Source organism: Gluconacetobacter tumulisoli (assembly GCF_014174155.1).
In the GTDB taxonomy this organism is placed as follows: Bacteria; Pseudomonadota; Alphaproteobacteria; order Acetobacterales; family Acetobacteraceae; genus Gluconacetobacter; species Gluconacetobacter tumulisoli.
This window is the reverse complement of sequence record NZ_JABEQM010000002.1, coordinates 223,226-244,628: the sequence shown is the minus strand read 5'-3', so window position 1 is coordinate 244,628 and position 21,403 is coordinate 223,226. Positions and strand designations below refer to the sequence as shown.

Below are 21,403 nucleotides of genomic sequence, written 5' to 3'. Positions count from 1 at the left end.
TTCAATATTCAGTGATGGGTCAGGATCGGCAGGGTGGCGTGGGCGAACACATCCTGTGTGGGGCCGCCGAACAGCCATTCGAGAAAATGCGGCCGGGTATAGGCACCCATGATGAGGAGGTCGGCATTGGCGGCCAGGGCATGGGCACGAATCTGCTCGCCAACGTCGCCGTCTCCATCGATCCTGAACCGGTCGACAATGATCTTTACGCCTCGGTCGGCCAGGGCGTCGGTGAACTCCGGCAGCTTCGTCCTGGTGCCGGCATGCTCGCCGATAATGAGGGTTACGCGTTCGGCGGCTTCCAGCAGGGGCATGGCGGCCGCGATGGCATTGTCGAGCGCGCGAGAGGGACGCCATCCGATCACCGGCCTCCGCCCGACGGAGGAATAGTCCTGAAGCGGGGCGACAACCAGCGTGGCTTCCGCGTCATAGAGGATGCCCGCGAAGGCGTCCGCGACATAGCCCGGATCGCCCGCACGAGGGCGGCCATGAATGACGAAATCGGCGCTTCGCGCTTCCTGCGCCGCGATCTTGCGTACGTCCCCCGCGATTTCGACCCATTGCCTGTCGGGTTGATGTCGCACGCCGGCTGGCGCCGGCCCCATCCAGGCAGAGGCTATTTCACGCAATTTGTCGGCGCGTTCGGTCACCTCGCGAGCGAAACGCTGCTGTTCCCCCGTGGTCGGCATCCCCTCATCGGGAGTCTGGAACGCGGGATTGTCCGCAAGGCGGGGATGCAGGATGCGAATATGATCCGCATGCAACCGTTCGGCCAAAGCACCCGCCGTCTTGAGCGTAAAGAGCGCAGTATCGGGTCTGTCCAGAACAATCAGAAGGCGCATGACGTCGTTCTCCCGCAACGGTCGATAACGGAGCCATACGATGAGGAAAGGACAACCGGACAGATTCCTCCCCTTGCAAGCCCGCAGGGTAGGAATCATCAGCTTCCACAAGGGAAGCGGTTCGACCGCCTTGCGGCGATCAGGCAGAATCCATTGCCATCGTCGATATCACCAGTGAACGACGGACCTTGTCAAGTGTTGGAAGCCATGCCGTTGGCGGGATGTGCGGGGCGACGCGGTCAGGCACGCTTGACCATGAAAAGGGCCACGACCACGCCTTGAACGTGAAAGGGAGATGGAGTTCCTCCCGTAACCGCCCTCGGGGCCGATGACTCCTGCCTATGCGACATGTGTTGTCGCGGCAGGAGATTCGTATCCTTCCGCGACCATCGAAATGGAAGGATACGATGATGGTTTCCGATACCGATTTCCGCGTCAGCAACATCGACGCCCTGGAAGTCCTTGATTCCCGGGGGAACCCGACCATCCGTGTGATGGTGACGCTTGATGGCGGAATGACAGCGACCGCCGAGGATGACTGGGCCGGCTTCGCGGAGCAGACTGCGAAACCTGGCAAGCGTTTACAGATTGTCGGTGATGATATCTTCGTCACCAATCCCGCATTTATCGAACGTGGCATCCGCGAGAGGACCGCCAATGCGGTGCTGATCAAGCTGAACCGGATCGGTACGGTCACCGAGACCGTCGCGGCGATTGAAGCGGCAAGACGTGCGGGGTAGGCCTATATCGTGTCTTACCGTTCCGGTGAAACGGAGAATTCCTTCATCGCGGACTTTGCCGTCGCGATGGGAGGGGGACAGATCAAGACCGGTTCGCTGTGCCGGAGCGAGCGGAGCGCGAAATATAACCGTCTTCTGGAGATCGAGTATGCATTCATTGCCGAAGCGGAGTTCATGTCGCCCTTCGCGCGCGAGCCTGCGACGGTAAAATCAGGACATGTACCCTTACCAATCAGATCGGCAAATAATTGAAATTGATGACGAGTGTAGCGCGGAAGCAGGTATGCGATAGCTGGCGGCGACTTTAATTCCGTGTCGCCGCGCCATCCGAGGTCGTCGCGGGCGAGGTTCCGTAAGATCGGCTGCATCACTTCGTCAGCGCTGGCGTGTGGGACAGCGCGCCGCTCGCGGACAGGAAACCATCATGGGTCCACCGCCATTCCTGATCGTTTCCTCAGACCGCCATGCCGGCAGATCCTGCACTGCGGCAGGACGCTCGGTCCGATCTCATCATGGAAAATTTCAAATTATTTCCAATGAATTCCACTGCCTCAGAAAGAGGTCGTTGCCGAGAAATGGGCGGTGGCGCCCATGCCGACGAACAGGATATCGTCGCCCGAGGCCCAGTAGCGGGCATTGGTTATGTTGTTGCCGTTTGCCCTGAAGACGATGTTGTGTCCCCCCATCTTCGTCCGATAGCTGGCGCCCGCGCTCATGATTGCGTAGCCCGGAATGGTCGCCAGGTTCTGCACGTCCAGCGGTCGCGCACCGATGTAGTTCACGCCCGCGTTGACCGAAAGCCTGGGGAAGAAGGACGGCGTGTACTGGACGAACGCCGAGGCGGCCCATTTTGGGACGTTCAGAACCTTCTTGTTATCTTCATAATCATATCCGGTGTTTTTCTGGACGGCGTCTATCCATGTGCCGGAGAGCTGGGCGGACACTTCCTTCGTGATGTTTCCCTGGTATGACGCTTCGATGCCCTTGTGAACGGCCCTGCCGTTCGTCACGTAGACGCCACTGGTATTTGTGTAAGCGAGGGCGTGATTGATGTGGAAATACGCAACCGAGAGGAGGCCTCTCCCGGTATCCCATTTTCCGCCGAATTCATATTGCTCGCTGACCGAAGGTGGCAGAATGGAACCGGAATTCGATGCGGAATTCGGTGCCGTGCCGGCGCTTTCAAGCCCCTCGATATAGGAGGCATACAGGGAGAGGCTTTTGATGGGAAGGATGTTGAGAGCCCCGAAAGGCGTTATCCGGTCCAGGCTGTAGGAGCTGTTGTCCTTCATCTGCAGGGTTTTATAAATCTCGTATCGGAACCCGCCGGTCACGATGACGTGCTTCCCCATGCGGGCCTTGTCCATGAAATAGAGGCCGTTGTCGGTATTTTCGGCCCCATAGGCCGTCTTCGCGCTTACGACCTTCATGTTTCGCATATCCATCTGGACGGGATGGTAGATGTTCTGGTCGAACGTGGCGTACGTGATCTGCGGATGGTTGTCCTGAATCTGGTCGTTTCTGGTATAGCCGGATACAGTTTCATGGTTGATGAACCATGTCCTGAACGAACCGGATATTTCCGCCCTGGCGTTCACGTTGTAGTAGACTTCGTCCCCTTCGTAATATGCCGATTCCTTTCCCCAGCCCGTCACGACATTGTAGTTCTGCACGTACGGTCCACTCCGGGCCCGTGTGTCCCGCGCCAGACCGCCTTCGAGGCGCAGGCTCCAGTCCCGCCAGATGGCGTAGTCGATGCGGCCCAATGCGTTGTCGGCGGCGGTGTCAAAGGGCGAATTGATGGGCGCGTACCTGTTGTAGATGCGCGGTATGCGCGGAAGGGCAATATGGCCGCCGACGCCGTTGACGGCGCCCACCGCCGAGGGAACGATCAGGCCGCCCGGGTTGTCCATGACCTGCTGGTAATGCTCCACATCCAGCTTGAACTGAAGCTTCTCCGTGGGGCGCCAGTCGAACGCGCCGGAGGTGAGCCAGCGATATCCGTCGATTCCATCGACAGGGGCGACGATATGCGTGCCGTACACGTTGATCCGGTAACCGAACTGCCTGTCCTTGCCGACCTGCCGGCCGAAATCGACACCCCCGCCGTAGCTGCCCTGGCTGTCTCCGGTCAGGGTGAGGTCCGTGACGGGCCTGGATCCGGCCCGCTTCATTCGGAAGTTCGCCATGGCCGACGGGGTTGAGAAGCCGTAATAAATTGCGGATGCTCCCTTCAGGACCTCCACGGCCTCCTTGTCTTCCATCGGGATCGGCGTGAACGAAATAATGGGCAGCGTGCCGTCGAGCCGGTAATTCGTCCGGCCCTGGATCTGGATACCGCGGGCCATGAAGGTCGGCGCGATGAACGGGGGCGTCGCCATCGCCGTGAGGCCGGGCGAATTACGCATCGCCTCCTCCATGGACTGGGCGCCTTCCGCGTCGAGCAGCGCCCTGTTCACGACGGTCACGATCATCGGCGCTTCCAGGATGGACTGGTTGCGAAATGAGCCGATCTGGACGGCTTCCGATTTGAACCCCTGCCGCGATCCCCGGACGTCGATGTGCTCGCCAATCTCGACGGCGTCGCTGCGCACATCGGTCTTCTGAGGAGCCTTCGATTTCCGGGAGGGAGGGTTCCTGGCCTTGGGCGAGGTTTCCGAAACGTTACCCGATAGGGATTGCGCCGTGGCGGGCTCCGCCCACGCGGCCGAAGCCAGAGCGCAGCAGACAGCGGGAACGGACCATAACGAGCGCATCAGCGTCACCATGTTGCGAATGATTGTCATTCTTTGACAGGCCTCGCACGCTATGTAAAGAAGGTTTGCATACCGCAAGGAAACGCAACGCAACGAAGCGTAGGGGCAGGGCGGACATGACGATTCAGGTGGACGTGCGTCTATTGCCGTTTTCTATTGTGCGTTTGTGACGCATTTGTGAACATGTAGATGATATTGGGGATCGATAACGTAAAAATGCGTGCGGTTCTGTCATCTATACATAGATGGCTCGGCCTGACTTTTGGGGCTGTTGTGGCCGTCATGGCCACAACGGGTGCCATGCTGAGTTTCGAAGACGGCATGATGGACAGTCTCAGCCCTCATGTCGTCCGTCTGACGGGGGCCGAAGCGCCCTTCCTGCGCCCTGACGACCTTCTTGCACGGGTCGGTCGTGCCGATCCCCGGTTCAGGGTCGAGCGACTGACGATCTATTCCGACCATCGTCGCTCCTGGCGTTTGCGGCTGGCCGGAGAACGGCCCTGGATGCGCGAGCGGGAAATCTACATCGACCCGCGAGACGGCCGCATCATTGGCGCGCGCAATGGACAATCGTTCTTCGATTGTGTGGAAGACATCCACCGCTTCCTCGCGTTGCCCGGGCGTGGGTCCGGCCCGGGTCGCCAGATTACAGCTATTGCTGCCCTGTGCGTCGTGTACCTGTCTCTCTCCGGGATCTATCTCCGCTGGCCGCGCAAGCCTTTCAGTTGGCGACCGTGGTTTGCCATCGATTTCAGGCGTCGCGGGGCGCCTCTCTACCGGAATCTCCATGCCGTCATTGGAGGCTGGGGGGCGATCCTGTACCTCGTCAGCGGATTGACCGCACTGTGGTGGTCATACGGCTGGTATCGCAGCGGGGTGCAGCATCTGCTGGACGCCGTACCCGAGAGGCCGCGTCCTGCGGTCGTCTCGACGCCGGCGGTTTACGGGGCGGCGGTTTACGGGACGGTGTGGTCCCGGTTTGACGCGAATGTTGAGCCCGATTTCGGCGCCGCGACCATCTTCATGGCAGCGCACGGCAACCCCATAAGGATATCGCGCCTCGCAGCCCATGCCCGGCATGGGCATATGACGGACGATTATTACTTTGACGCCCGGGACGGCCGCCAGATCAAAATCGACCTTTATAGAAATCGAAATGCGGGCGCGGTTATCGCAACCAGCATGTTCGAGGTCCATCGCGGCAGCTTCCTTGGCCTGCCCGGGCAGATCGTCATGGTCGTATCCAGCCTGTCGGTCACGTTTCTCTTCGCGACTGGCACATGGATGTATTTTTTACGGAAAAGAAGAACGGGAGAAACGCGAGAGGTCGCAAAAGGACGTGCGTGAGCATTCATCTTGACTGACGGCCGGTCCCTCTTCAGTGCCGCGGCCGCTTTCTACAGCGGACGTGGCCCGGACGACCCATCGGCATATGCCGGAGTTTCATGGAGGCGGCGGGGGCAGGGCCTGTCGGGTGACGGGCCCTGCCGGTTGTGGGGTGGTTACTTCGAACGCGGGGTCTGGGCGGCGGTGTAGAAGCTGTCGACGTCGTGCCAGAGGGCGGCGCGGCTGTCGGGGCGGGCGTAGAGCATGTGGCCGCCGGCATAGAGATGCAGGCCGATCCGGTCGGCGCCGACGGGGATGTGGTCGCGCGTCCAGCGGGTGGTGCCGAAGGGGCAGGCCATGTCGAAATAGCCGTTGGCGACGAAGATGCGCAGCCCGGGATCGAGCGCCAGCAGCTTGCGCAGCAGCGCGACCTGGTCGGTCATCGGCGAGCCCTTGTCGCCCCAGGCCCACGCGCCGTTGACCTCCATGCTCAGCAGGTCGTACGTCAGGTCGGTGCGGAAGCCCAGCTCGTTCGCCGCATAGCCGGCGAAGGCGTTGCCGTAGGCGCGGCCGAAGCCCGACAGCGTCATTTCCGGGCTGTCGTTGTTGTCGATGCCCTCGGGGTACGGATCGGCGATGGATTGCGTGAAATCGTACAGCCCGTACAGCCGCCCGTCGCGGCTGCGCACGTCGTGGGACATCGGGTCCAGCGTGCCGCGCTGCTTGGCGACGACGGCTTCGGGCAGGCCCGTGCGGCGGGCGACGTCGGCATAGAACGTCTGCGCGGCCGCGCCCTGCGGCGGGGCGTTGGCCAGCGTCGTCAGGTAGGGGCCGAACGCGTAGCGATAGGCGTCGTCCACGGCGGCCGGCGTCAGCTGGTGCGTCGCGTCCAGATGGGCGGCGATGAAGGTGGGCAGGGTCATGGCCGCCGCCACCGGGTTGTTGGCCGTGTCCAGGTACTGCATCTGGATCGCCGGCGAGATCATGACGATGCCGTTGACGATCAGGTTCTGTTCCTGCTGCAGCTGCCACGCGACCTGGATCGAGCGGATGCCGCCGTAGCTTTCGCCGACCAGGTAGTGCGGCGACGCCTGCCGCCCGTTCTGCCCGACCCAGAGCTCGATGGCCTTGGAGAAGGCCGCGCCGTCCTTGGTCACGCCGTAATAGGCCGCGGCGGCCTTGGACGGGTCGACCGGCAGGCTGTAGCCCGTGCCGACCGCATCGATGAACACCATGTCCGTGGCCGGAAGCCAGCTGTCGGGATTGTCCGCCAGGTGGGCCGCCGCGCCGTCGGTGGGCGTGTCCCTGGGGAATTGCAGGACGCGCGGACCCGCCGCGCCCAGGTTGAGGTAGGCCGACCCCGCGCCCGGGCCGCCGTTGAAGAAGAACGAGACCGGCCGGGCCTGCGGGTTGGCGCCGTCCTGGGTGTAGGCGACGTAGAACACCTTTGCCCCCGGCTTGCCGTCGCCGGTGCGCAGGGTCAGCGTACCGGCATGGGCGGTGTAGGCGATGGTCTGGCCGCCGACCGTGAAACGGTGCCGGGTGATCGAATCCGCGGGCAGCAGGGCGGCCTGGCCCTTCAGCGCGTCCGGCTTCGCCGCGTCGGCCCCGGGCGTTTCGGCGGGCTTGTCGGCGGCGGAGGCTGAGGCGGAGGTCGCAAGGCAGGCCGAGGCCAGCAGGAGGGCGGCAAGGCGGGAGCGTGACATGAACGGTCCTTGGTCTGGTGGCGGGGGGACGGGGAGGCCGGGCTCTGCCCGGACCCGGCAAGGGCCCTGGCCCTTGCATCCCGTGCGTTTGTGAAGTTCCGGGTTTCCCCGGGGCAATGCCCTTTGGGGGCGGGGGCGGTGCTGCTGTCCTAGCCGGGCAGGGCGGCGTTCAGGACGTCCGCCAGCCGGACGCCCGCCTGTTCCAGGCGGATCTGGATCACCGGCCATGCCGCCTGGTCGTAGGCGTCGCCCAGCGCGTTGCCCGTCTTCGGCAGGTCGGCGTAGGTCACGTCGCGCGCCAGGGCGTGGCTTTCGTTCGCCCAGGCGGTGACGGTCGGGTCCAGCGATCCGGGCAGGCCCTGCGGGGCCCACGCCGCCGCCTGGCCGGGGGTGATCCGGGCGTTCAGGATGTCGGCCTCCTGCCGGGCGCGGGCCAGGTCGATCGTGTAGTGCGGCCCGGTCGTCAGGCCGGTTTCATGTTCCAGGATCGCCTCGTCCCACAGGGAATGCAGATTGAGGTGCCCGTTCCGCGTCTCGCCGAAATAGCTGACCTTGACCATGTTGCCGCCCTTGTCATGGTCGCGTTCGGCGGCGTGCAGCGGCTGGTGGATGTCGCCCACCAGATGCACCACCCATTTCAGGGCGACCAGCCGCCTGGCGCGCGGGGCGCGGGCGTCGCCCAGGACGCGGGCCAGTTCCGGCAGGCGTTCCACCACGCAATTGCGGTCCGGGCAGTCGGCGGCGGCGTAGGCCGGCGCGTCGACATCGATGTCGACGTAATGCCACGGCAGCGTTTCCGGCGCGCCGCCCTTGTCGGGCGGGATATGGCCGATCGTGTCGGGCCAGGAGGCGACCTGGTCCATCGTCCGGTGGCCTTCCAGGGCGAGCAGGTCGGCGACCTGCCGCGCGGCGGCCGGGGTCAGGCGGGCCTCGGCGATGTCGGCGACGATCGCATGGCCGTTGCCGCCCCAGGCATAGGCGGTCTGCGCCGCCCCCGTGCCCAGGCCCATCGCCAGCGCCGTGCAGCCCAGCATCCTGCGTAAGCCCATTCCGCTTTCCTCCATCCCCTGTCGTGCGGACCCCCGTCCGCGGTTCAGGGACAGTTATTCGTTTCGCCGGGGCATGTGCAATCCCCGGGGTGGCGTCGCCGACCGGTGTCGGGGCACTGGACAGCGGCGGCGGTGCCGTTTATTCATGAACCGATCGGATCATGAATTGGAAAGACGGCGATGGCGCGTCCCGTGGACCCCGAACTGCGCACCCGGCTGCTGGAGAAAATCATCGCGTATGTCCGCGAGAACGGCGTGGCGGCGTTTTCGCTGCGGCCGCTGGCGGCGGCGATCGGGACCAGCCATCGGACGATCCTGTATCATTTCGGATCGCGCGAGCAGCTGCTGTGCACCGTGTTCGACACGATGCGCGAGGCCGGAGCGGTGGAGGTGGAGGCGCGGCTGCCGATGCATGGCGACCCGCGCGCGATCTATCGGGCGTTGTGGCGGCACCTGGCCAGCCCGGCCATGCGTCCGACCTTGCGGATCTTCTACGAAATGTACGCGATCGCGGCGCGCGAGCCGGGGCGGTTCGGCGACTACCCGCAGCGCACGGCGCATTTCTGGCTGGAGACGATGAGCGCGCGCTTCCGCAACGCGGGGGAGACGCCGGCGCGGGCGCGGCTGCTGGGCGGGATGACGATCGCGATGCTGCGCGGCGCGACGCTGGAGCTGGCCGCGACGGACGAGGCCGAGCGCCTGACCGGCGTGGTCGATGCGTTTCTCGACCTGCTGCCGCTGGCGGGGGACGGGGCATGAGCCGGTCCGACCGCATCGCCGGGATCGATGCGGCGCGCGGAGCGATCATGCTGGTCATGGCGACGGACCATGTGAACGCGCTGGTGGTGCACCGCCATGCGGCGGAGTTCTGGGCGGGGACCTGGACGCGGTACGGCACCGGATGGGCCGACCTGGTCGCGCTGGGATACCGGGTCCTGTCCGACCTGTGCGCGCCGGGATTCTTCTTCTGGATGGGTGCGGGAATCGCGCTGCTGTCCAGCCGCCGGGCGGACTGGAGCGGGTGGCGGCTGGCCGGGCATGTGGCGCTGCGCGGCCTGGTGCTGATGCTGCTGAGCTGGGTCGTGGAGGTGCCGGCCTGGCTGGTCGCGATCCATGCCAGCCGGGTCGGGGCGACCCCGGGCGGCTGGCCCGGGGCCGGGCCGGCGATCCGGCTGCCGGTGACGGTGCTGACGACGCTGGGGATCTGCACGGTCGTGCTGGCGATGCTGCAGCCCGTGATGCGTCGGCGCGCGGCGATGCTGCTGCTGGCGGGATTCTGCGTGCTGTCGCCGTCGCTGTTCCTGCCCGGCGATGCGGGGCGCCCGGTGGGGATGCCGGCGCGCCTGGGCCTGGTCGCGGGGCAGACGGGCGGGCTGTATGTCGAATATCCGGTGCTGCCGTGGCTGGGGGTGGCGCTGCTGGGGCATGTCTTCGGCCAGTGCCTGGTCCGGTGGAGGGCGGAGACGATCCGGGCCGCGGCATGGATCGGCGCCGCGTGCCTGCTGGCGGCCGTCCTGCTGCGCTGGCATGGGACGTTCGGCAATCTGCGCGCGCCGCGCGACGGGTCGTGGCGGGAATTCTTCAACCTGGTGAAATACCCGCCCGCGCCGGTGTTCGTGCTGGCCATGCTGGGGGGCAACCTGTGCCTGTTCCGGGTCCTGTCGCGCCCGGCGGGGTGGATCGGGCGGATCTGCGTCGGGTTCGGGCGGGCGCCGCTGCCGTTCTATCTGGCGCATCTGTGGCTGTTCGCCGTGGTGGGCGCGGTGTTTTTCCCGGCGGGCGCGCATTACGGCGTGGGGATGCTGGTCTGGCTGGCCGGGCTGTGGCCGCTGCATCGGCTGTGCGTCGGGTTCGCGCGGATGCGGCGGGACCGGCCGGCCGCGTCCTGGGTTCATCTGTTCTGAAATCGCGGGAGGAAAGCATGCCGGTGCGGCATCTGTATCTGGGCCTGTGCGTGCTGGGCGTGGTCGTGCCCTATGCGTTCTTCGTACCCTGGCTGCTGGACCATGGGTCCGGCGGCGGGATGGGGGGCGGCCGGTTCCTGCGCGACCTGGCGGCGAACCGGATCAGCCTGTTCTGCGCGGCGGATGTCGTCGTGTCGGCGATCGTGCTGTTCCGCTTCGCCGGGGTGGAGCGCCGGGCCGGGCGGCTGGCGCGGGTGTGGCCGGTCTATGCGGCGACCCTGCTGGTGGGGGTGTCGTTCGGGCTGCCGCTGATGCTGTATCTGCGGCAGGTGAGGATGGAAGGAATGTCGCGCGTTTCCTGAAGGGCCGGGGTCACGGGGTGATTTCGGGCGGATCCGGGGGCGGCGGCGGTTCTGGGGCGCGGGGGGCGATGCGGTTCCAGGCGTCGAAGGCGGCGACCTTGTAGGCCTCGGCCAGGGTCGGGTAGTTGAAGGTGGCGTCGAGGAAATAGTCCAGCGTGCCGCCGAGATTGAGCACCGCCTGCCCGATGTGAATCAGTTCGGTCGCGCCCTCGCCCACGATATGCACGCCGAGCAGCCGGCGCGTTTCCAGCGCGATCACGAGCTTGAGCATGCCGCCGCGCAGCCCCATGATGTTGCCGCGCGAGGTCTCGCGGAAGCGGGCGACGCCGCATTCATAGGGCACGCCCCGGGTGCGGGCGTCTTCCTCGCTCATGCCCACGGTGGAGATTTCCGGTACGGAATAGATGCCGTAGGGGAAGAATTCCGGCGCGGGCGGCACGTCCCGGTGGAAGGCATGGCACGCGGCGATGCGCCCCTGCTCCAGCGAGGTCGAGGCCAGGGAGGGGAAGCCGATCACGTCGCCGGTCGCGTAGATATGGGGGACGGCGGTCTGGAAGGTTTTCGGATCGGCCTTCAGCCGGCCGCGATGGTCGGCGTGCAGCCCGCAGGCGGCGAGGTTGAGCTGGTCCGTCGCCCCCGCGCGGCCGGCGGTATAGAGCAGCATGTCCCCGCGCACGCGCTGGCCGCCTTCCAGCAGCGCCACCGGCTGTCCGGATTCGATCCGGATGGCCTCCAGGCGGGCCCCGAGGCGGAAATTCACCCCGTGGTCGCGCAGTTGATGCATGAAATTGGCGACCAGTTCGCGATCGACGAATTCCAGGATGCCGTCCTTGGAATCGATGATGGTCACCCGCACGTCCAGCGCGCTGAAGATCGTGGCGTATTCGATGCCGATGACCCCGCCGCCCACCACCGTCAGGGCACGCGGCAGCCGGTCGAGGCTGATGATGCCGTCGCTGTCGAGCACGATCCTGTCGTCGAAGGGCACGTGCGGCGGCCGGTAGGGCCGGGTGCCCACGGCGATGACGATCTTGTCGGCGGAGACCGTCCTGGTGTCCCCGGCGGGGGTGAGGATGTCGAGGCGATGGGGATCCACGAAATGCGCCAGCCCGCGCTGCACGGCCACGCCGTTGCGCGCGAACTGATGTTCCAGGACGTCGACCTCGTATTCCAGCGTCTTGGCCAGGCGCGCGCGCAGGTCGCCGGCGCTGATGTCGGTCTTGACCCGGTAGGCCATGCCGTAGAAGCCGCGTTCGCGCCAGCCGGTCAGGTTGAGCACGGTTTCGCGCAGGGTTTTCGACGGGATGGTGCCGGTATGGACCGAGACCCCGCCGACGCGCGCGCCCCGGTCGATCACCAGGACGGTGCGTCCGAACTTGGCGGCCTGGATCGCGGCGCGCCGGCCCGACGGGCCGCTGCCGATCACGATGAGGTCGTATTCGTGGGATTCGGTCATGCGCCCGTCCTGCCCGGTCTGGCCGCCCCCGTGGGGACGGCGCGGTCTTCAGGGCAACGCGCGGACGGCCCGTGCGGCGGCAGGGGGACGGGGAAAAACCGGTCCGGGCGCGGGCCGGCGTCAGGCGGCGGAATAGGGCGTGTCCAGCAGGTAGACCGTGCTGGCGCGCAGCCCGTCGGAATCCCCGGCGGCGGCCAGGCGGACCTTGCTGCCGACCCGCAGGCGGTCGAAGGCGTGGCCGACGACGCTGTTGCGGTCGAAGGTCACGTCCTGCCCGTCATCGGTCGCGATGACGCCGCTGCCGGCGGCCTCGTCCAGCCGGGTGACCTGGCCGTGGGGCAGGGGGGACGGGTGGGGCGCCGCGCGGTCGCCCCGGGTGCGGACATGGTCTTCCAGCTGGCGGATGGCGGCGTCGAAGGCGTCGCGCACCGTGACGTACGGGTCCGCATGGGCGGGGTCGCGCGGATTGTCGTGCGAGACCACGATCCGGCCGCCCGGGGCGGAGATTTCGATGCAGGCCGTGTACAGGTAGCCCTGGTGATGATGGCGGTGGGGGGCGGCGATCGTGACGTGGCATCCCACGATGTCGTCCTCGAACCGGTCGAGGCGCGTCGCCCGGGCGCGGATGCGGGCCTCGAGCGCGGGGGAGGGCTCCAGGCCCTTGAAGGTGATCTGCAGGGGAACGATCATGGCGTTGTCCTCGTGGCTCGAGGCGTGCCGGACGGCCGATAGGGCGGTTCCGTCCGATGGAAACGTGGGGGCGGCCACGCGGTTCCGGTCCCGGGGGGCGTGGCCCCGGGGAACCGGTTCGGCCCCGGCATGATGTGCGGGTATGGCGTGCCTGACAAAAAAGCTTCTTACCGCCGGGCCGATCGGTGCGTTACAATGTGACACGGGTCGAGCCGCACGCACGGAGCGTGGATGCCGGACGATCCGGAACCGGAGACAGTCGATGCCGGCACATATCACCAAGAGGGAAGGCGCGTCCGACGCGCCGCCCCGGGCCGTCGTCTACGCCCCGAACGAGCCGGCGCCCCCCGCGCCGGCCAACGAGGCCGAACGTCGCGATCCCGCCGCCCGGACCCCCGCCCAGATCCACGCCGCCCATCGCGCGCGCCTGCGCCGCGTCCACCGACGCTGAGGCTTCGGCGGGAGGGGCCGGGCGCGCCCTGAAAAATCGGTTGGAGCCGGGGGCCTGGCGGTGCCGGGCAGGCCCGGTTGTGGTGCGCCGGACCGCCGGCAGGAGACGTTCCGCCGGGCGATGCCCCAGCCGCGCGTTCAGCGCCTATCGTTCAGGGCTTGATGCAGGCTGGCGAGCGGGAGCGGCCCCATGGGTCGGGCCCGACGTGCGTTTTCGCGCCTCGGGGCATGGAACTCGGGGCATGGAAGACGCGCGTCGGATCGCCGCCAGCGCGCGTGTTCGGGTCCACGCTCAGGAGAGATCGCTGGGGGTGCGACAGACGGCCTCGATGTTATGGCCGTCCGGGTCCAGGACGAAGGCGGCGTAGTAATCCGGCCCGTAGGCCGGGCGCAGGCCCGGTGGTCCGTGGTCGCGCGCGCCGGACGCCAGCGCGGCCAGGTGGAAATCCTGCACCTCGGCCTGGGTGGCGGCGGTGAAGGCGACATGGGTGCGGCTGACCGGGCCGTCCTGCAGGGCCAGCCAGAAGAATGGCGCGTCGCCTTCCGGCCCGTATCCGGCACAGGATGTCTCGTCCCCCGCGGTGCAGGCCAGGCCCAGCGGCGCCAGCACCCGGTCGTAGAAGGCGCGGGCGCGTGGAATATGCGTCACCGCGATCGAGACATGGTCGATCATCGCCTGTGTCCCTGCTCGTCCGATGCCCTTGCCGTCCCGCCTGGCCGCCATCCGGCCCGGCCGGTGGAATGTGGCGACGTCAGGGTGGCACGGTGGCGGGGGAAACGGCGATCACGCCTGTGCGACGGCGAGCACTCGTGATCCGGCGAGGTGTCCCGCGGCGGTCAGAGCCCGCCGGGACATCCGCCTGGCGGGGGAAACGCACGTCGGGTCGCCGCCGGCGCGGAGGCCCGGACGGAGTTTCAGCGGTCGTGCAGGGCGCGGGCCAGTCGCTCGGCGCGGCGGTCGGCCGCGCGGGCGTTGATGACGGCGAAGGCGTGGGCGACGCCGATTCCCCACAGCAGCAGCCCCGGCAGCAGCATGAAGACCAGGCCGAACAGCGAGGCGAACCAGACCAGTCCGTTCAGCACCGCCTGGAACGGACGCCCCGCCAGCAGCAGCGCGAGGGGAGAGCAGAACAGGCTGATGAAATAGAGCATCGGGGGCAGGCGTCCTTGAACCGGGGGAAGCGAGGGCGGTGACCCCTGCCCCCGTCGAAAGCGGGGCCCCTGCAGCCCGCGATCGGAACGCCGGAAGCCGGCTGCATCGGACCGGCAGGCCGGGCGCGCCGGGTTCCGGGAGGGCGGGTTTACAGCGAAAGCGCGGCAATCCTATAGTTGTTGTCGCACCAGAATGAAAGGGATTTTCCCACCGGCGCGCAGGACGATGCAAGGGACGACGTAATGGTGAATCGTCTTTCAATTCCTCCATTTGGCATGCTCAAGGCGTTCGAGGCATTCGGCAGAACCGGAAGCGTGCGTGGCGCGGCCCAGCTGCTGGGTGTCAGCCCGGTCATCATCCGCAGGCATCTGCGGGGGCTGGAGGAATGGATGGGCGTGGGCCTGATCAACCGCGACGCGGGTGAGCTGACGCCGCGCGGCCAATCCTACCATGCGCGGATCGCCGGTTCGTTGCTGGAAATCGCGCGTGCGTCCGAGGACGCGCGCGTCACCACCGACGGCGGGCTGCGGATCCGGTGCGTTCCCGGCTTTGCCTGCAACTGGCTGGTCTACCGGCTGGATGCGTTTCGCCATTCCTATCGCGAGATCGAACTGCAGATCCGGCCCGACCGGACGCCATCGAATTTCGAGCAGGACGATTTCCATGCGGACATCCGTTATCTGGGGCCCGAGGATCTGGACGTCCTGCCGCCCACGCTGCGCGCGGTGGAGATCTGCCGGCCGCCGATCTTTCCGGTGGCGAGCCCCAGCCTGGCGCGCGACATCAACAGCCGGATCCGCGGCCCCCGCGACCTGCTGGACGAGCGCTTGATCACCACCGATTTCGACAGGGGATGGATGGCGTGGTTCCAGGCCCAGTCGGTGCCGGTGGCCGCCATCCGCCCGTTCGCGCGGATGTGGCATATCTCGCTGGCGCTGGCGGCCGCCAAGGACAGCCAGGGGGTCGCCATCATCGACAGCTATCTGGGTGACCAGGACCTGCTGAACGGCACGATCGAGCGGATCGGCGTTCCTGGCATGCCCTGGCACGAGGCGCGGCGGGGTACCTATGCGATCGTGGCCCCGCATGCGAACTGGCATAACGGCATGCTGACGCGCTTCTGCGCGTGGCTTCTGGACAGTGCGTCCACCTTCCAGCCCGTCATGCGGGCGGAGATATCGCCCGGCCGGTAATGGGGCCGTGCGGCCCGGAGGAAACCGGGATGTTTCGCCCCTGGGGGGAGGCGGAACTTTTGGTTTTCCCCAGGATATAGAAAGTTCCTTTCGGAAGCGTTCCGGTGATGGTATATAAAAATAAATAACGTTACAGCATGACCGTTTCCTGAATATTTTCGTGAATTTAATAAATATAGAAAATAAATAACTCCGTTACTATGGGGTTGTTTTAATAATATATTCCCACGCATCATGGTTTGTTTTTGCGGTCGTGCCTGATTCGCCTTCCTTATTCTGCTGTTGCAACCAAACACCGGGATGATGACTTGATGAATCCGCAATCAGTGAATGACTGCCGGCGCCCGGCGACGGGCTGGCGTACGTGCCTGTCCGTGCTTGGCATGTTCACCGTTCTGTCCCCCGTGGCGCGCGTTCATGCGGCCGGTCCGGCAGTGCAGAGCGTGTCGCATGCCAAGAAGCCGGCGCGCCCGCGGCCCGGCGCCGCGTCGCGGCCGGCAAGGGCGCCCGTCACGGACGAATCGATCGATGTGCGGGCCGAGCGCGTTGCCTTCGCCCATGCCGCCGCCCAGCATGTGCCCGATGCGACGACGCATATCACCGCGCAGACCCTGATCAACCGGAATATCTTCACCATCAACGACCTGGCAAAGGTCGCGCCGAACGTGACCATCCAGGCCGTCAACGGGACGGCGACCAACAATTTCTATATCCGCGGGGTGGGTTTCAACGATTTTACACAGAACAATATTTCCTCCGTCATGACCTATGTGGATGACGTGGCGTTCCCGCTCGCGACCATGACGGACGGCATGATGTTCGACATGGCGGGGGTGGACGTGACCCCCGGCCCCGTGGGAACCACGCACGGCATCGCCGATACCGGCGGTGAGATCCATCTGCACACGGCCGACCCCACGCGCAGCTGGCATGCCGGCGTGATGCAGGACATCGCGAGCTACGCGCGGAGCCGCACCACGCTGTTCGCGTCGGGGCCGATTTCCGACACGTTGTCCTTTCGCATTGCCGGCCAGACGCTGCATGGCGGGGGCTGGCAGTACGATCCGCGCACCGGTGCCACGCTGGGCGACGCCAACGAAGGGGCGTTGCGTGCGAAGCTGCTGTGGACACCCGATTCCCGCACCAGCCTGATGCTGAGCGCGCATTGGACGCAGGACGATTCCGAAGTGGTGACGGGGCGTCCCGTCCTGGGGTTCGTGGCCAACCAGCCCATTCCCACGCTGGGGTACCGGCAGGCCGAGTGGGGCCGCGATCCCGCCTTCATGCGCATGGTGGGCCGGCCCGGCGACCTCAAGCCCAGCGAGCATGACACGTTCTGGGGGGCGGACGTGAAATTCACGCGTGATCTGGGCTTCGCGACGCTGAAATCGATCAGCGCGTACGAGACCCAGCGCGAGGGCGAATATACCGACGAGGATGCGACCGCGCTGGCCACGGGCGATGTCTATCGCAACATCGTTTCCAACGTGTTTTCGCAGGAGCTGCGGCTGGAATCGCAAAAATCGTCGCCGCTGCAGTGGGTGGTCGGCATGTATTACGACCGCATGCGGGTGCTGCAGAACTTCAACCAGGACGCCACGGATTATTCGATCATCCAGACCTATCAGTTTTCGCACTATCGCGAGAACCAGCAGGCATTTTCCCAGTTTGCCAACCTGTCCTACAAGCTGCCGCGCAATGTCACGCTGCTGGGCGGGATCGAGCATGAAGCCGACGATCGGCGGATCCTGGGGATGGAGACGCTTCGGCTGGGCAAGTTCGACCTGAATTTTCCCGATTCCGGCACCCAGTCCAACCAGTTCACGGGAAACCTGGGCGTGCAGTGGCAGCCGCTGTCGAACCTGATGTTCTATTACAAGATCTCGAAAGGGTTCCGGCCGGGCGGCTTCACCGCGAACCTCACGCTGGATCCCGCACAGCTCAAGCCCTTCAAGCCCGAGACGGTTCTGGCGCAGGAGATCGGGTTCAAGAGCGACATCATCCCCAACCGGTTCCGCCTGAACGGCGCGATGTTCTATTATGACTACCACGACCAGCAGATCGTGGGGACGTATGTCTCGCCGATCTCAGGCCCCATCAGCCAGTATGTGAACGTGCCGAAATCGAATATCTGGGGGATCGAGTTCTCGGCCGACATTCATCCGCTGCGGCATGTCTATATCACGCAGAATTTCGGCTGGGAGCGCGGTACGTACGACGATTTCCAGTCCGTCAACCGCACGCTGGTCAATGCGCACCACCTGGCGACCGGCGCATGGTCGAATTTCTACAGCGACTTCTCGCACATGGACATGGGCATCCCCAAGCTGACCCTGAATGGCGAGGCGGACTATCGCTACACGGTTTTTGGCCATTACGACCTGGAGGCCGGGGTGGACTGGATGTATCGCGGGGCGCAGAACATGCTGCCTGCCGGCAGCGGCGTCTATGTCCTGCCGTCCTATTTCCTGCTGGGCCTGCATACGACGTTCCGTCCCGCCAATGACCGGTGGTCGGTTACGGTCTATTCGTCCAACGTATTGAACCGCCAGTACGCATCGACCAGCGGTAATTATTCAACGAACTATTTCTGGATTCCCGGTCCCCCGCGCTTCGTAGGCGGACGGTTTTCGATCAATTACTGATCGTCGAACGGGAACGGCCAGGTTGATCCGAACACGCGCGATCGCCGGGGCAGGGACGTGGCCCGCCCCTTTCGGCCGCGGCGGTGCATGGACCGGCGACAATGGAGTACGCAGACTGTCATGAGGGATTTCCAGATACCCGGTCGTTCCATGGTCGTGGCGCGCCACGGCATGGCCGCGACGTCCCATCCGCTGGCGACACTGGGGGCGATCGACATCCTCCGCCAGGGGGGGAACGCCATGGACGCGGCGATCGCGGCATGCGCGATTCACAGCGCGGTCGAGCCGGGCTCGACCGGGATCGGTGGCGATTGCTTTGCGCTGTATTGCCCGGGCGGCCATGGCACGCCCATCGCCTATAACGGATCGGGACGGACGCCGGCGGCGGCCAGCGTCGAATGGTATCGCGAGCGGGGATTTGCGGAGATTCCCCGGCAATCGCCGCATGCCGTCACCGTGCCCGGCGCCGTCGAGGCCTGGGCCCGGCTGCTGGCCGACCATGGGCGCCTGTCGCTGGAGCAGGTGCTGCGGCCGGCGGTAACCTATGCCCGCGAGGGGTATGCGGTGGCGCCGCGCATGGCGTTCGACTGGGCGCGGCAGCGCGACCTGCTGATGGCGGATCCCGCCAGCCGACGCATCTTCCTGCCCGGCGACGTGCCGCCGGGGGCGGGCGACGTCCATGTCCAGACCGAACTGGCCGACACGCTGGAGGGAATAGGCCGCCATGGGCCCGCGCATTTCTATCGCGGCGCGGTCGCCGAGGACATGGTCCGGACGCTGCGGGCCGGGGGCGGGCTGCATACGATGGAGGATTTCGCGACGGCGGCCGGCGAGTACGTCACGCCGGTGCAGAGCCGTTATCGCGGCCACGACCTGTTCGAATGTCCGCCCAACGGGCAGGGCATCATCGCGCAGATCATCCTCAACATCCTGGAGGGCCTGCCGGTGGGGGAGGACGTGCTGTCGGTCGAACGGCTGCACCTGCTGACCGAGGCCACGCGGCTGGGCTATGGGGTGCGCGACGCGGTCGTGGCCGATCCCGCCCTGTCGGAGGTGCCGGTCGACTGGATGCTGTCGGAACAGCTGGCGGGACGCCTGCGTGCGTCGATCGATCCGGCCCGGGCCATGCCGGCCCCGCCGGTGCAGCAGCCGGAACACAAGGACACGGTCTATATCACCGTGGTCGACAAGGATCGCAACGCCGTCAGTTTCATCAATTCGATCTTCCACGCCTTCGGCAGCGGCATGACCGCGCCGCGTTCCGGCGTGCTGTTCCACAATCGCGGCCAGAGCTTCGTGGTCGAGCCGGGCCATCCCAACTGCATCGGACCCGCGAAGCGGCCAATGCATACGATCATTCCGGCGATGCTGATGAAGGACGGCAGGATCGAACTGTCGTTCGGCGTCATGGGGGGGCACTACCAGGCGATGGGCCATGCCTATTTCCTGTCCGCGGTCCTCGATCACGGGCTGGACATCCAGTCGGCACTGGATCTGCCGCGCCTGTTTCCGCTGCCGGGCCGGGACGTGGTCGAAATCGAGCGCCCGTTCCCGGCCGCGACGCGCGACGGGCTGCGCGCGCTGGGCCATACGCTGGTGCCCGCGTCGATTCCGCTGGGGGGCGGGCAGGCCGTGCGCGTGGACTGGGCCACCGGAACGCTGTGGGGGGCATCCGACCATCGCAAGGACGGCATGGCGATGGGGTACTGACGGGGGTACCGACGCCCCGGACCGGGGGTATGGTATCGAAACAGAAACGAGACAGGGAATTGCTGCGATGACGACACATGTCGAACATGCCGTGCCGGCGGCGCCCCTGATGCGCGCCGAAGCCGGCCGGACGCGCATCATGCTGGGGCTGTGCATCGGCAATTTCCTGGAATTCTACAATTTCATGGCCTATGCGTTCTTCGCCCCGATGATCGCGCGAAGCTTCTACCATTCGGCAACCCCGATCATGGGGCTGTTCTATTCCCTGGTGACGTTCGCGATCGGATTCTTCGTCAGGCCGGCCGGCGCGTGGGCGATGGGTCTGTACACCCGGCGTCACGGGCACCAGCGAACCCTGACGGCGACGTTCGTGATGATGGCCGCGGGGTCCGGCCTGATCGCGATCACGCCGCGCACCGAACAGATCGGTGCGCTGGGACCCGTTCTTATTCTTCTGGCCCGTGTCCTGCAGGGATTTTCCGAAGGCGGGGAGGTCGGTCCCGTCACGGCCCTGCTGTACCGGATCGCGCCGCCGGGGTGGGGCGGCATCTTCGGGTCGCTGCAGTATTTCACGCAGCTCGTGGGGTCGCTGTTCGCGGTGGCGTTCGGGTTCGCGCTGTCGGTCAGCCTGGATCATGCGGCGCTGTATGACTGGGGCTGGCGGATACCGTTCCTGCTGGGCATCGGCATCTTTCCCGTGGGGATGTGGTTGCGGCGCGGGGTGGCGGACTTGAACGTCGACCTGCGTGCGCCCGCGGTCCGGACCAGCAGGGATCGCGCGGACATGCGGCGTCTGTGGATCACGGTCATGGTGATCTTCATGGGGGTCGGCAGCGGGACGATCGCCCACTGGCTGCGCACCTTCGGCGTCAGTTACGCGGTGACGGTGCTGCATCTCTCGCCCGCCAGGGGGATGGCCGCGATGATGCTGGGGCTGGGCGTGGGGATCGCGGCGCTGCTGGGGGGGATGATGATCGCCCGGCGCGGGCCGGCGTGGCGGCCGGTCGTGATCGGTATCGGGATCGTCAACACCCTTGTTGCCGCGCCGCTTTATTACATCTGCATCCACTATCCCGGTTTCTGGACCCTGACGGGCCTGAACGTGGTGCTGTTCCTGCTGTCGGGACTGACCTCGACCTCGCTGTGGCAGGAAATGCTGGCCGCCCTGCCGCATGAAAGCCGCGGCTTCATTTTCGGTATCGTCTATGCGCTGGCCGTCTCCAGCCTGGGCGGCCTGACGCAGCCGGCGGTGACGTGGCTGATCGCCGCGACCGGAAGCCCCATGGTCGCCGGCTATGTCATGGCGGGGGCCCTGCCGTTGGGCACGATCGCCTATGCCTGCCTGACCTCGTCCGCGTGGCGGGACCGGCGGCAGGGCGACGCCGCGCCGGGCGGCGCCCGCACCCGTGCCTGACAGCGCG

At 66.1% G+C, this 21,403-nt stretch carries 17 protein-coding genes, 1 pseudogene and 2 riboswitches; of the genes and pseudogenes, 10 read left to right on the top strand and 8 right to left on the bottom strand.

Going from position 1 to position 21,403, the window contains the following annotated elements; translation table 11 throughout:
• Window positions 1-8: 8 nt before the first annotated feature.
• Window positions 9-941, bottom strand: a complete 933-nt coding sequence (locus HLH28_RS03460) for a universal stress protein (protein WP_246395638.1) — start codon at window positions 939-941, stop codon at window positions 9-11.
• A riboswitch (Fluoride riboswitch) is annotated at window positions 925-1,009 on the bottom strand. Its footprint overlaps the gene before it by 17 nt.
• Window positions 1,010-1,124: 115 nt before the next feature.
• Window positions 1,125-1,187: riboswitch (Fluoride riboswitch) on the top strand.
• On the opposite strand from HLH28_RS03460, the pseudogene HLH28_RS03455 reads away from it, so the two are divergent.
• Window positions 1,184-1,834: pseudogene (locus tag HLH28_RS03455) on the top strand (hypothetical protein). It overlaps the preceding riboswitch by 4 nt.
• Window positions 1,835-2,133: 299 nt before the next feature.
• Here the strand turns inward: HLH28_RS03455 and HLH28_RS03450 are convergent.
• Window positions 2,134-4,368 carry a TonB-dependent siderophore receptor gene (locus HLH28_RS03450; protein WP_182954484.1) on the bottom strand — a complete coding sequence of 745 codons (2,235 nt, stop codon included), beginning with the start codon at window positions 4,366-4,368 and terminating at the stop codon, window positions 2,134-2,136.
• 159 nt (window positions 4,369-4,527) lie between these two features.
• Between HLH28_RS03450 and HLH28_RS03445 the strand changes: the two genes are divergently transcribed.
• Window positions 4,528-5,685, top strand: a complete 1,158-nt coding sequence (locus HLH28_RS03445; protein ID WP_338029643.1) for a PepSY-associated TM helix domain-containing protein — start codon at window positions 4,528-4,530, stop codon at window positions 5,683-5,685.
• A 155-nt stretch (window positions 5,686-5,840) separates the two neighbouring features.
• Here HLH28_RS03445 and HLH28_RS03440 read toward each other — a convergent pair whose 3' ends face one another.
• Both HLH28_RS03440 and HLH28_RS03435 read right to left on the bottom strand, forming a co-directional pair.
• Window positions 5,841-7,370, bottom strand: coding sequence for a S10 family peptidase (locus tag HLH28_RS03440; RefSeq protein ID WP_182954479.1), 1,530 nt, complete (start codon window positions 7,368-7,370; stop codon window positions 5,841-5,843).
• Window positions 7,371-7,519: 149 nt separating this feature from the next.
• Window positions 7,520-8,419: a S1/P1 nuclease gene (locus HLH28_RS03435; RefSeq protein ID WP_246395636.1), complete on the bottom strand. Its 900-nt coding sequence runs from the start codon at window positions 8,417-8,419 to the stop codon at window positions 7,520-7,522.
• A gap of 180 nt (window positions 8,420-8,599) precedes the next feature.
• Here HLH28_RS03435 and HLH28_RS03430 point away from each other — a divergent pair, with 180 nt between their 5' ends.
• From HLH28_RS03430 to HLH28_RS03420, 3 genes are read left to right on the top strand one after another with little or no spacing between them, the layout of a single operon-like run.
• On the top strand, window positions 8,600-9,178 hold the full coding sequence (locus HLH28_RS03430; RefSeq protein WP_182954477.1) for a TetR family transcriptional regulator: 579 nt from the start codon (window positions 8,600-8,602) through the stop codon (window positions 9,176-9,178).
• Complete coding sequence (locus HLH28_RS03425) at window positions 9,175-10,323, top strand: heparan-alpha-glucosaminide N-acetyltransferase domain-containing protein (RefSeq protein ID WP_182954473.1); 1,149 nt, start codon at window positions 9,175-9,177, stop codon at window positions 10,321-10,323. Before HLH28_RS03430 ends, HLH28_RS03425 begins: the two co-directional genes overlap by 4 nt.
• Window positions 10,324-10,340: 17 nt before the next feature.
• Entirely contained in the window at window positions 10,341-10,685 is a 345-nt protein-coding gene (locus HLH28_RS03420; protein ID WP_182954471.1) for a DUF2834 domain-containing protein, read from the top strand.
• A 10-nt stretch (window positions 10,686-10,695) separates the two neighbouring features.
• Here the strand turns inward: HLH28_RS03420 and sthA are convergent, their stop codons facing one another.
• A complete protein-coding gene (gene sthA, locus HLH28_RS03415; protein WP_182954468.1) occupies window positions 10,696-12,141 on the bottom strand; it encodes a Si-specific NAD(P)(+) transhydrogenase in 1,446 nt (481 codons plus the stop codon).
• A 120-nt stretch (window positions 12,142-12,261) separates the two neighbouring features.
• Window positions 12,262-12,831, bottom strand: a complete 570-nt coding sequence (locus tag HLH28_RS03410; RefSeq protein ID WP_182954465.1) for an HPF/RaiA family ribosome-associated protein — start codon at window positions 12,829-12,831, stop codon at window positions 12,262-12,264.
• 262 nt (window positions 12,832-13,093) lie between these two features.
• Between HLH28_RS03410 and HLH28_RS03405 the strand changes: the two genes are divergently transcribed.
• Window positions 13,094-13,282 carry a hypothetical protein gene (locus tag HLH28_RS03405; protein ID WP_182954463.1) on the top strand — a complete coding sequence of 63 codons (189 nt, stop codon included), beginning with the start codon at window positions 13,094-13,096 and terminating at the stop codon, window positions 13,280-13,282.
• Window positions 13,283-13,573: 291 nt separating this feature from the next.
• Here HLH28_RS03405 and HLH28_RS03400 read toward each other — a convergent pair whose 3' ends face one another.
• A complete protein-coding gene (locus HLH28_RS03400) occupies window positions 13,574-14,005 on the bottom strand; it encodes a VOC family protein (RefSeq protein WP_246395635.1) in 432 nt (143 codons plus the stop codon).
• Window positions 14,006-14,196: 191 nt separating this feature from the next.
• Window positions 14,197-14,433: a hypothetical protein gene (locus HLH28_RS03395; RefSeq protein ID WP_182954462.1), complete on the bottom strand. Its 237-nt coding sequence runs from the start codon at window positions 14,431-14,433 to the stop codon at window positions 14,197-14,199.
• Window positions 14,434-14,676: 243 nt separating this feature from the next.
• Between HLH28_RS03395 and HLH28_RS03390 the strand changes: the two genes are divergently transcribed.
• The 4 genes from HLH28_RS03390 (at window position 14,677) to HLH28_RS03375 (ending at window position 21,396) form a co-directional block, all read left to right on the top strand.
• Window positions 14,677-15,627 carry a LysR substrate-binding domain-containing protein gene (locus tag HLH28_RS03390; protein WP_338029642.1) on the top strand — a complete coding sequence of 317 codons (951 nt, stop codon included), beginning with the start codon at window positions 14,677-14,679 and terminating at the stop codon, window positions 15,625-15,627.
• Between the two features lie 311 nt (window positions 15,628-15,938).
• The gene (locus HLH28_RS03385; RefSeq protein WP_246395634.1) at window positions 15,939-18,272 is read left to right on the top strand and encodes a TonB-dependent receptor; all 2,334 of its coding nucleotides are present in this window, start codon (window positions 15,939-15,941) and stop codon (window positions 18,270-18,272) included.
• Window positions 18,273-18,392: 120 nt separating this feature from the next.
• Window positions 18,393-19,982 carry a gamma-glutamyltransferase family protein gene (locus HLH28_RS03380; protein WP_182954459.1) on the top strand — a complete coding sequence of 530 codons (1,590 nt, stop codon included), beginning with the start codon at window positions 18,393-18,395 and terminating at the stop codon, window positions 19,980-19,982.
• 67 nt (window positions 19,983-20,049) lie between these two features.
• The gene (locus HLH28_RS03375) at window positions 20,050-21,396 is read left to right on the top strand and encodes an MFS transporter (protein WP_182954458.1); all 1,347 of its coding nucleotides are present in this window, start codon (window positions 20,050-20,052) and stop codon (window positions 21,394-21,396) included.
• The last annotated feature ends 7 nt before the right edge of the window (window positions 21,397-21,403 follow it).

What these genes read in the sequence shown, in the direction of transcription:
- HLH28_RS03460 (WP_246395638.1), bottom strand. Translation starts at nt 941, where the DNA reads ATGATTCCTACCCTGCGGGCTTGCAAGGGGAGGAATCTGTCCGGTTGT.
- HLH28_RS03430 (WP_182954477.1), top strand. Translation starts at nt 8,600, where the DNA reads ATGGCGCGTCCCGTGGACCCCGAACTGCGCACCCGGCTGCTGGAGAAA.
- HLH28_RS03425 (WP_182954473.1), top strand. Translation starts at nt 9,175, where the DNA reads ATGAGCCGGTCCGACCGCATCGCCGGGATCGATGCGGCGCGCGGAGCG.
- HLH28_RS03395 (WP_182954462.1), bottom strand. Translation starts at nt 14,433, where the DNA reads ATGCTCTATTTCATCAGCCTGTTCTGCTCTCCCCTCGCGCTGCTGCTG.
- HLH28_RS03445 (WP_338029643.1), top strand. Translation starts at nt 4,528, where the DNA reads ATGATATTGGGGATCGATAACGTAAAAATGCGTGCGGTTCTGTCATCT.
- sthA (WP_182954468.1), bottom strand. Translation starts at nt 12,141, where the DNA reads ATGACCGAATCCCACGAATACGACCTCATCGTGATCGGCAGCGGCCCG.
- HLH28_RS03440 (WP_182954479.1), bottom strand. Translation starts at nt 7,370, where the DNA reads ATGTCACGCTCCCGCCTTGCCGCCCTCCTGCTGGCCTCGGCCTGCCTT.
- HLH28_RS03400 (WP_246395635.1), bottom strand. Translation starts at nt 14,005, where the DNA reads ATGGCGGCCAGGCGGGACGGCAAGGGCATCGGACGAGCAGGGACACAG.
- HLH28_RS03435 (WP_246395636.1), bottom strand. Translation starts at nt 8,419, where the DNA reads ATGGGCTTACGCAGGATGCTGGGCTGCACGGCGCTGGCGATGGGCCTG.
- HLH28_RS03385 (WP_246395634.1), top strand. Translation starts at nt 15,939, where the DNA reads ATGAATCCGCAATCAGTGAATGACTGCCGGCGCCCGGCGACGGGCTGG.
- HLH28_RS03420 (WP_182954471.1), top strand. Translation starts at nt 10,341, where the DNA reads ATGCCGGTGCGGCATCTGTATCTGGGCCTGTGCGTGCTGGGCGTGGTC.
- HLH28_RS03410 (WP_182954465.1), bottom strand. Translation starts at nt 12,831, where the DNA reads ATGATCGTTCCCCTGCAGATCACCTTCAAGGGCCTGGAGCCCTCCCCC.
- HLH28_RS03390 (WP_338029642.1), top strand. Translation starts at nt 14,677, where the DNA reads ATGGTGAATCGTCTTTCAATTCCTCCATTTGGCATGCTCAAGGCGTTC.
- HLH28_RS03375 (WP_182954458.1), top strand. Translation starts at nt 20,050, where the DNA reads ATGACGACACATGTCGAACATGCCGTGCCGGCGGCGCCCCTGATGCGC.
- HLH28_RS03405 (WP_182954463.1), top strand. Translation starts at nt 13,094, where the DNA reads ATGCCGGCACATATCACCAAGAGGGAAGGCGCGTCCGACGCGCCGCCC.
- HLH28_RS03380 (WP_182954459.1), top strand. Translation starts at nt 18,393, where the DNA reads ATGAGGGATTTCCAGATACCCGGTCGTTCCATGGTCGTGGCGCGCCAC.
- HLH28_RS03450 (WP_182954484.1), bottom strand. Translation starts at nt 4,368, where the DNA reads ATGACAATCATTCGCAACATGGTGACGCTGATGCGCTCGTTATGGTCC.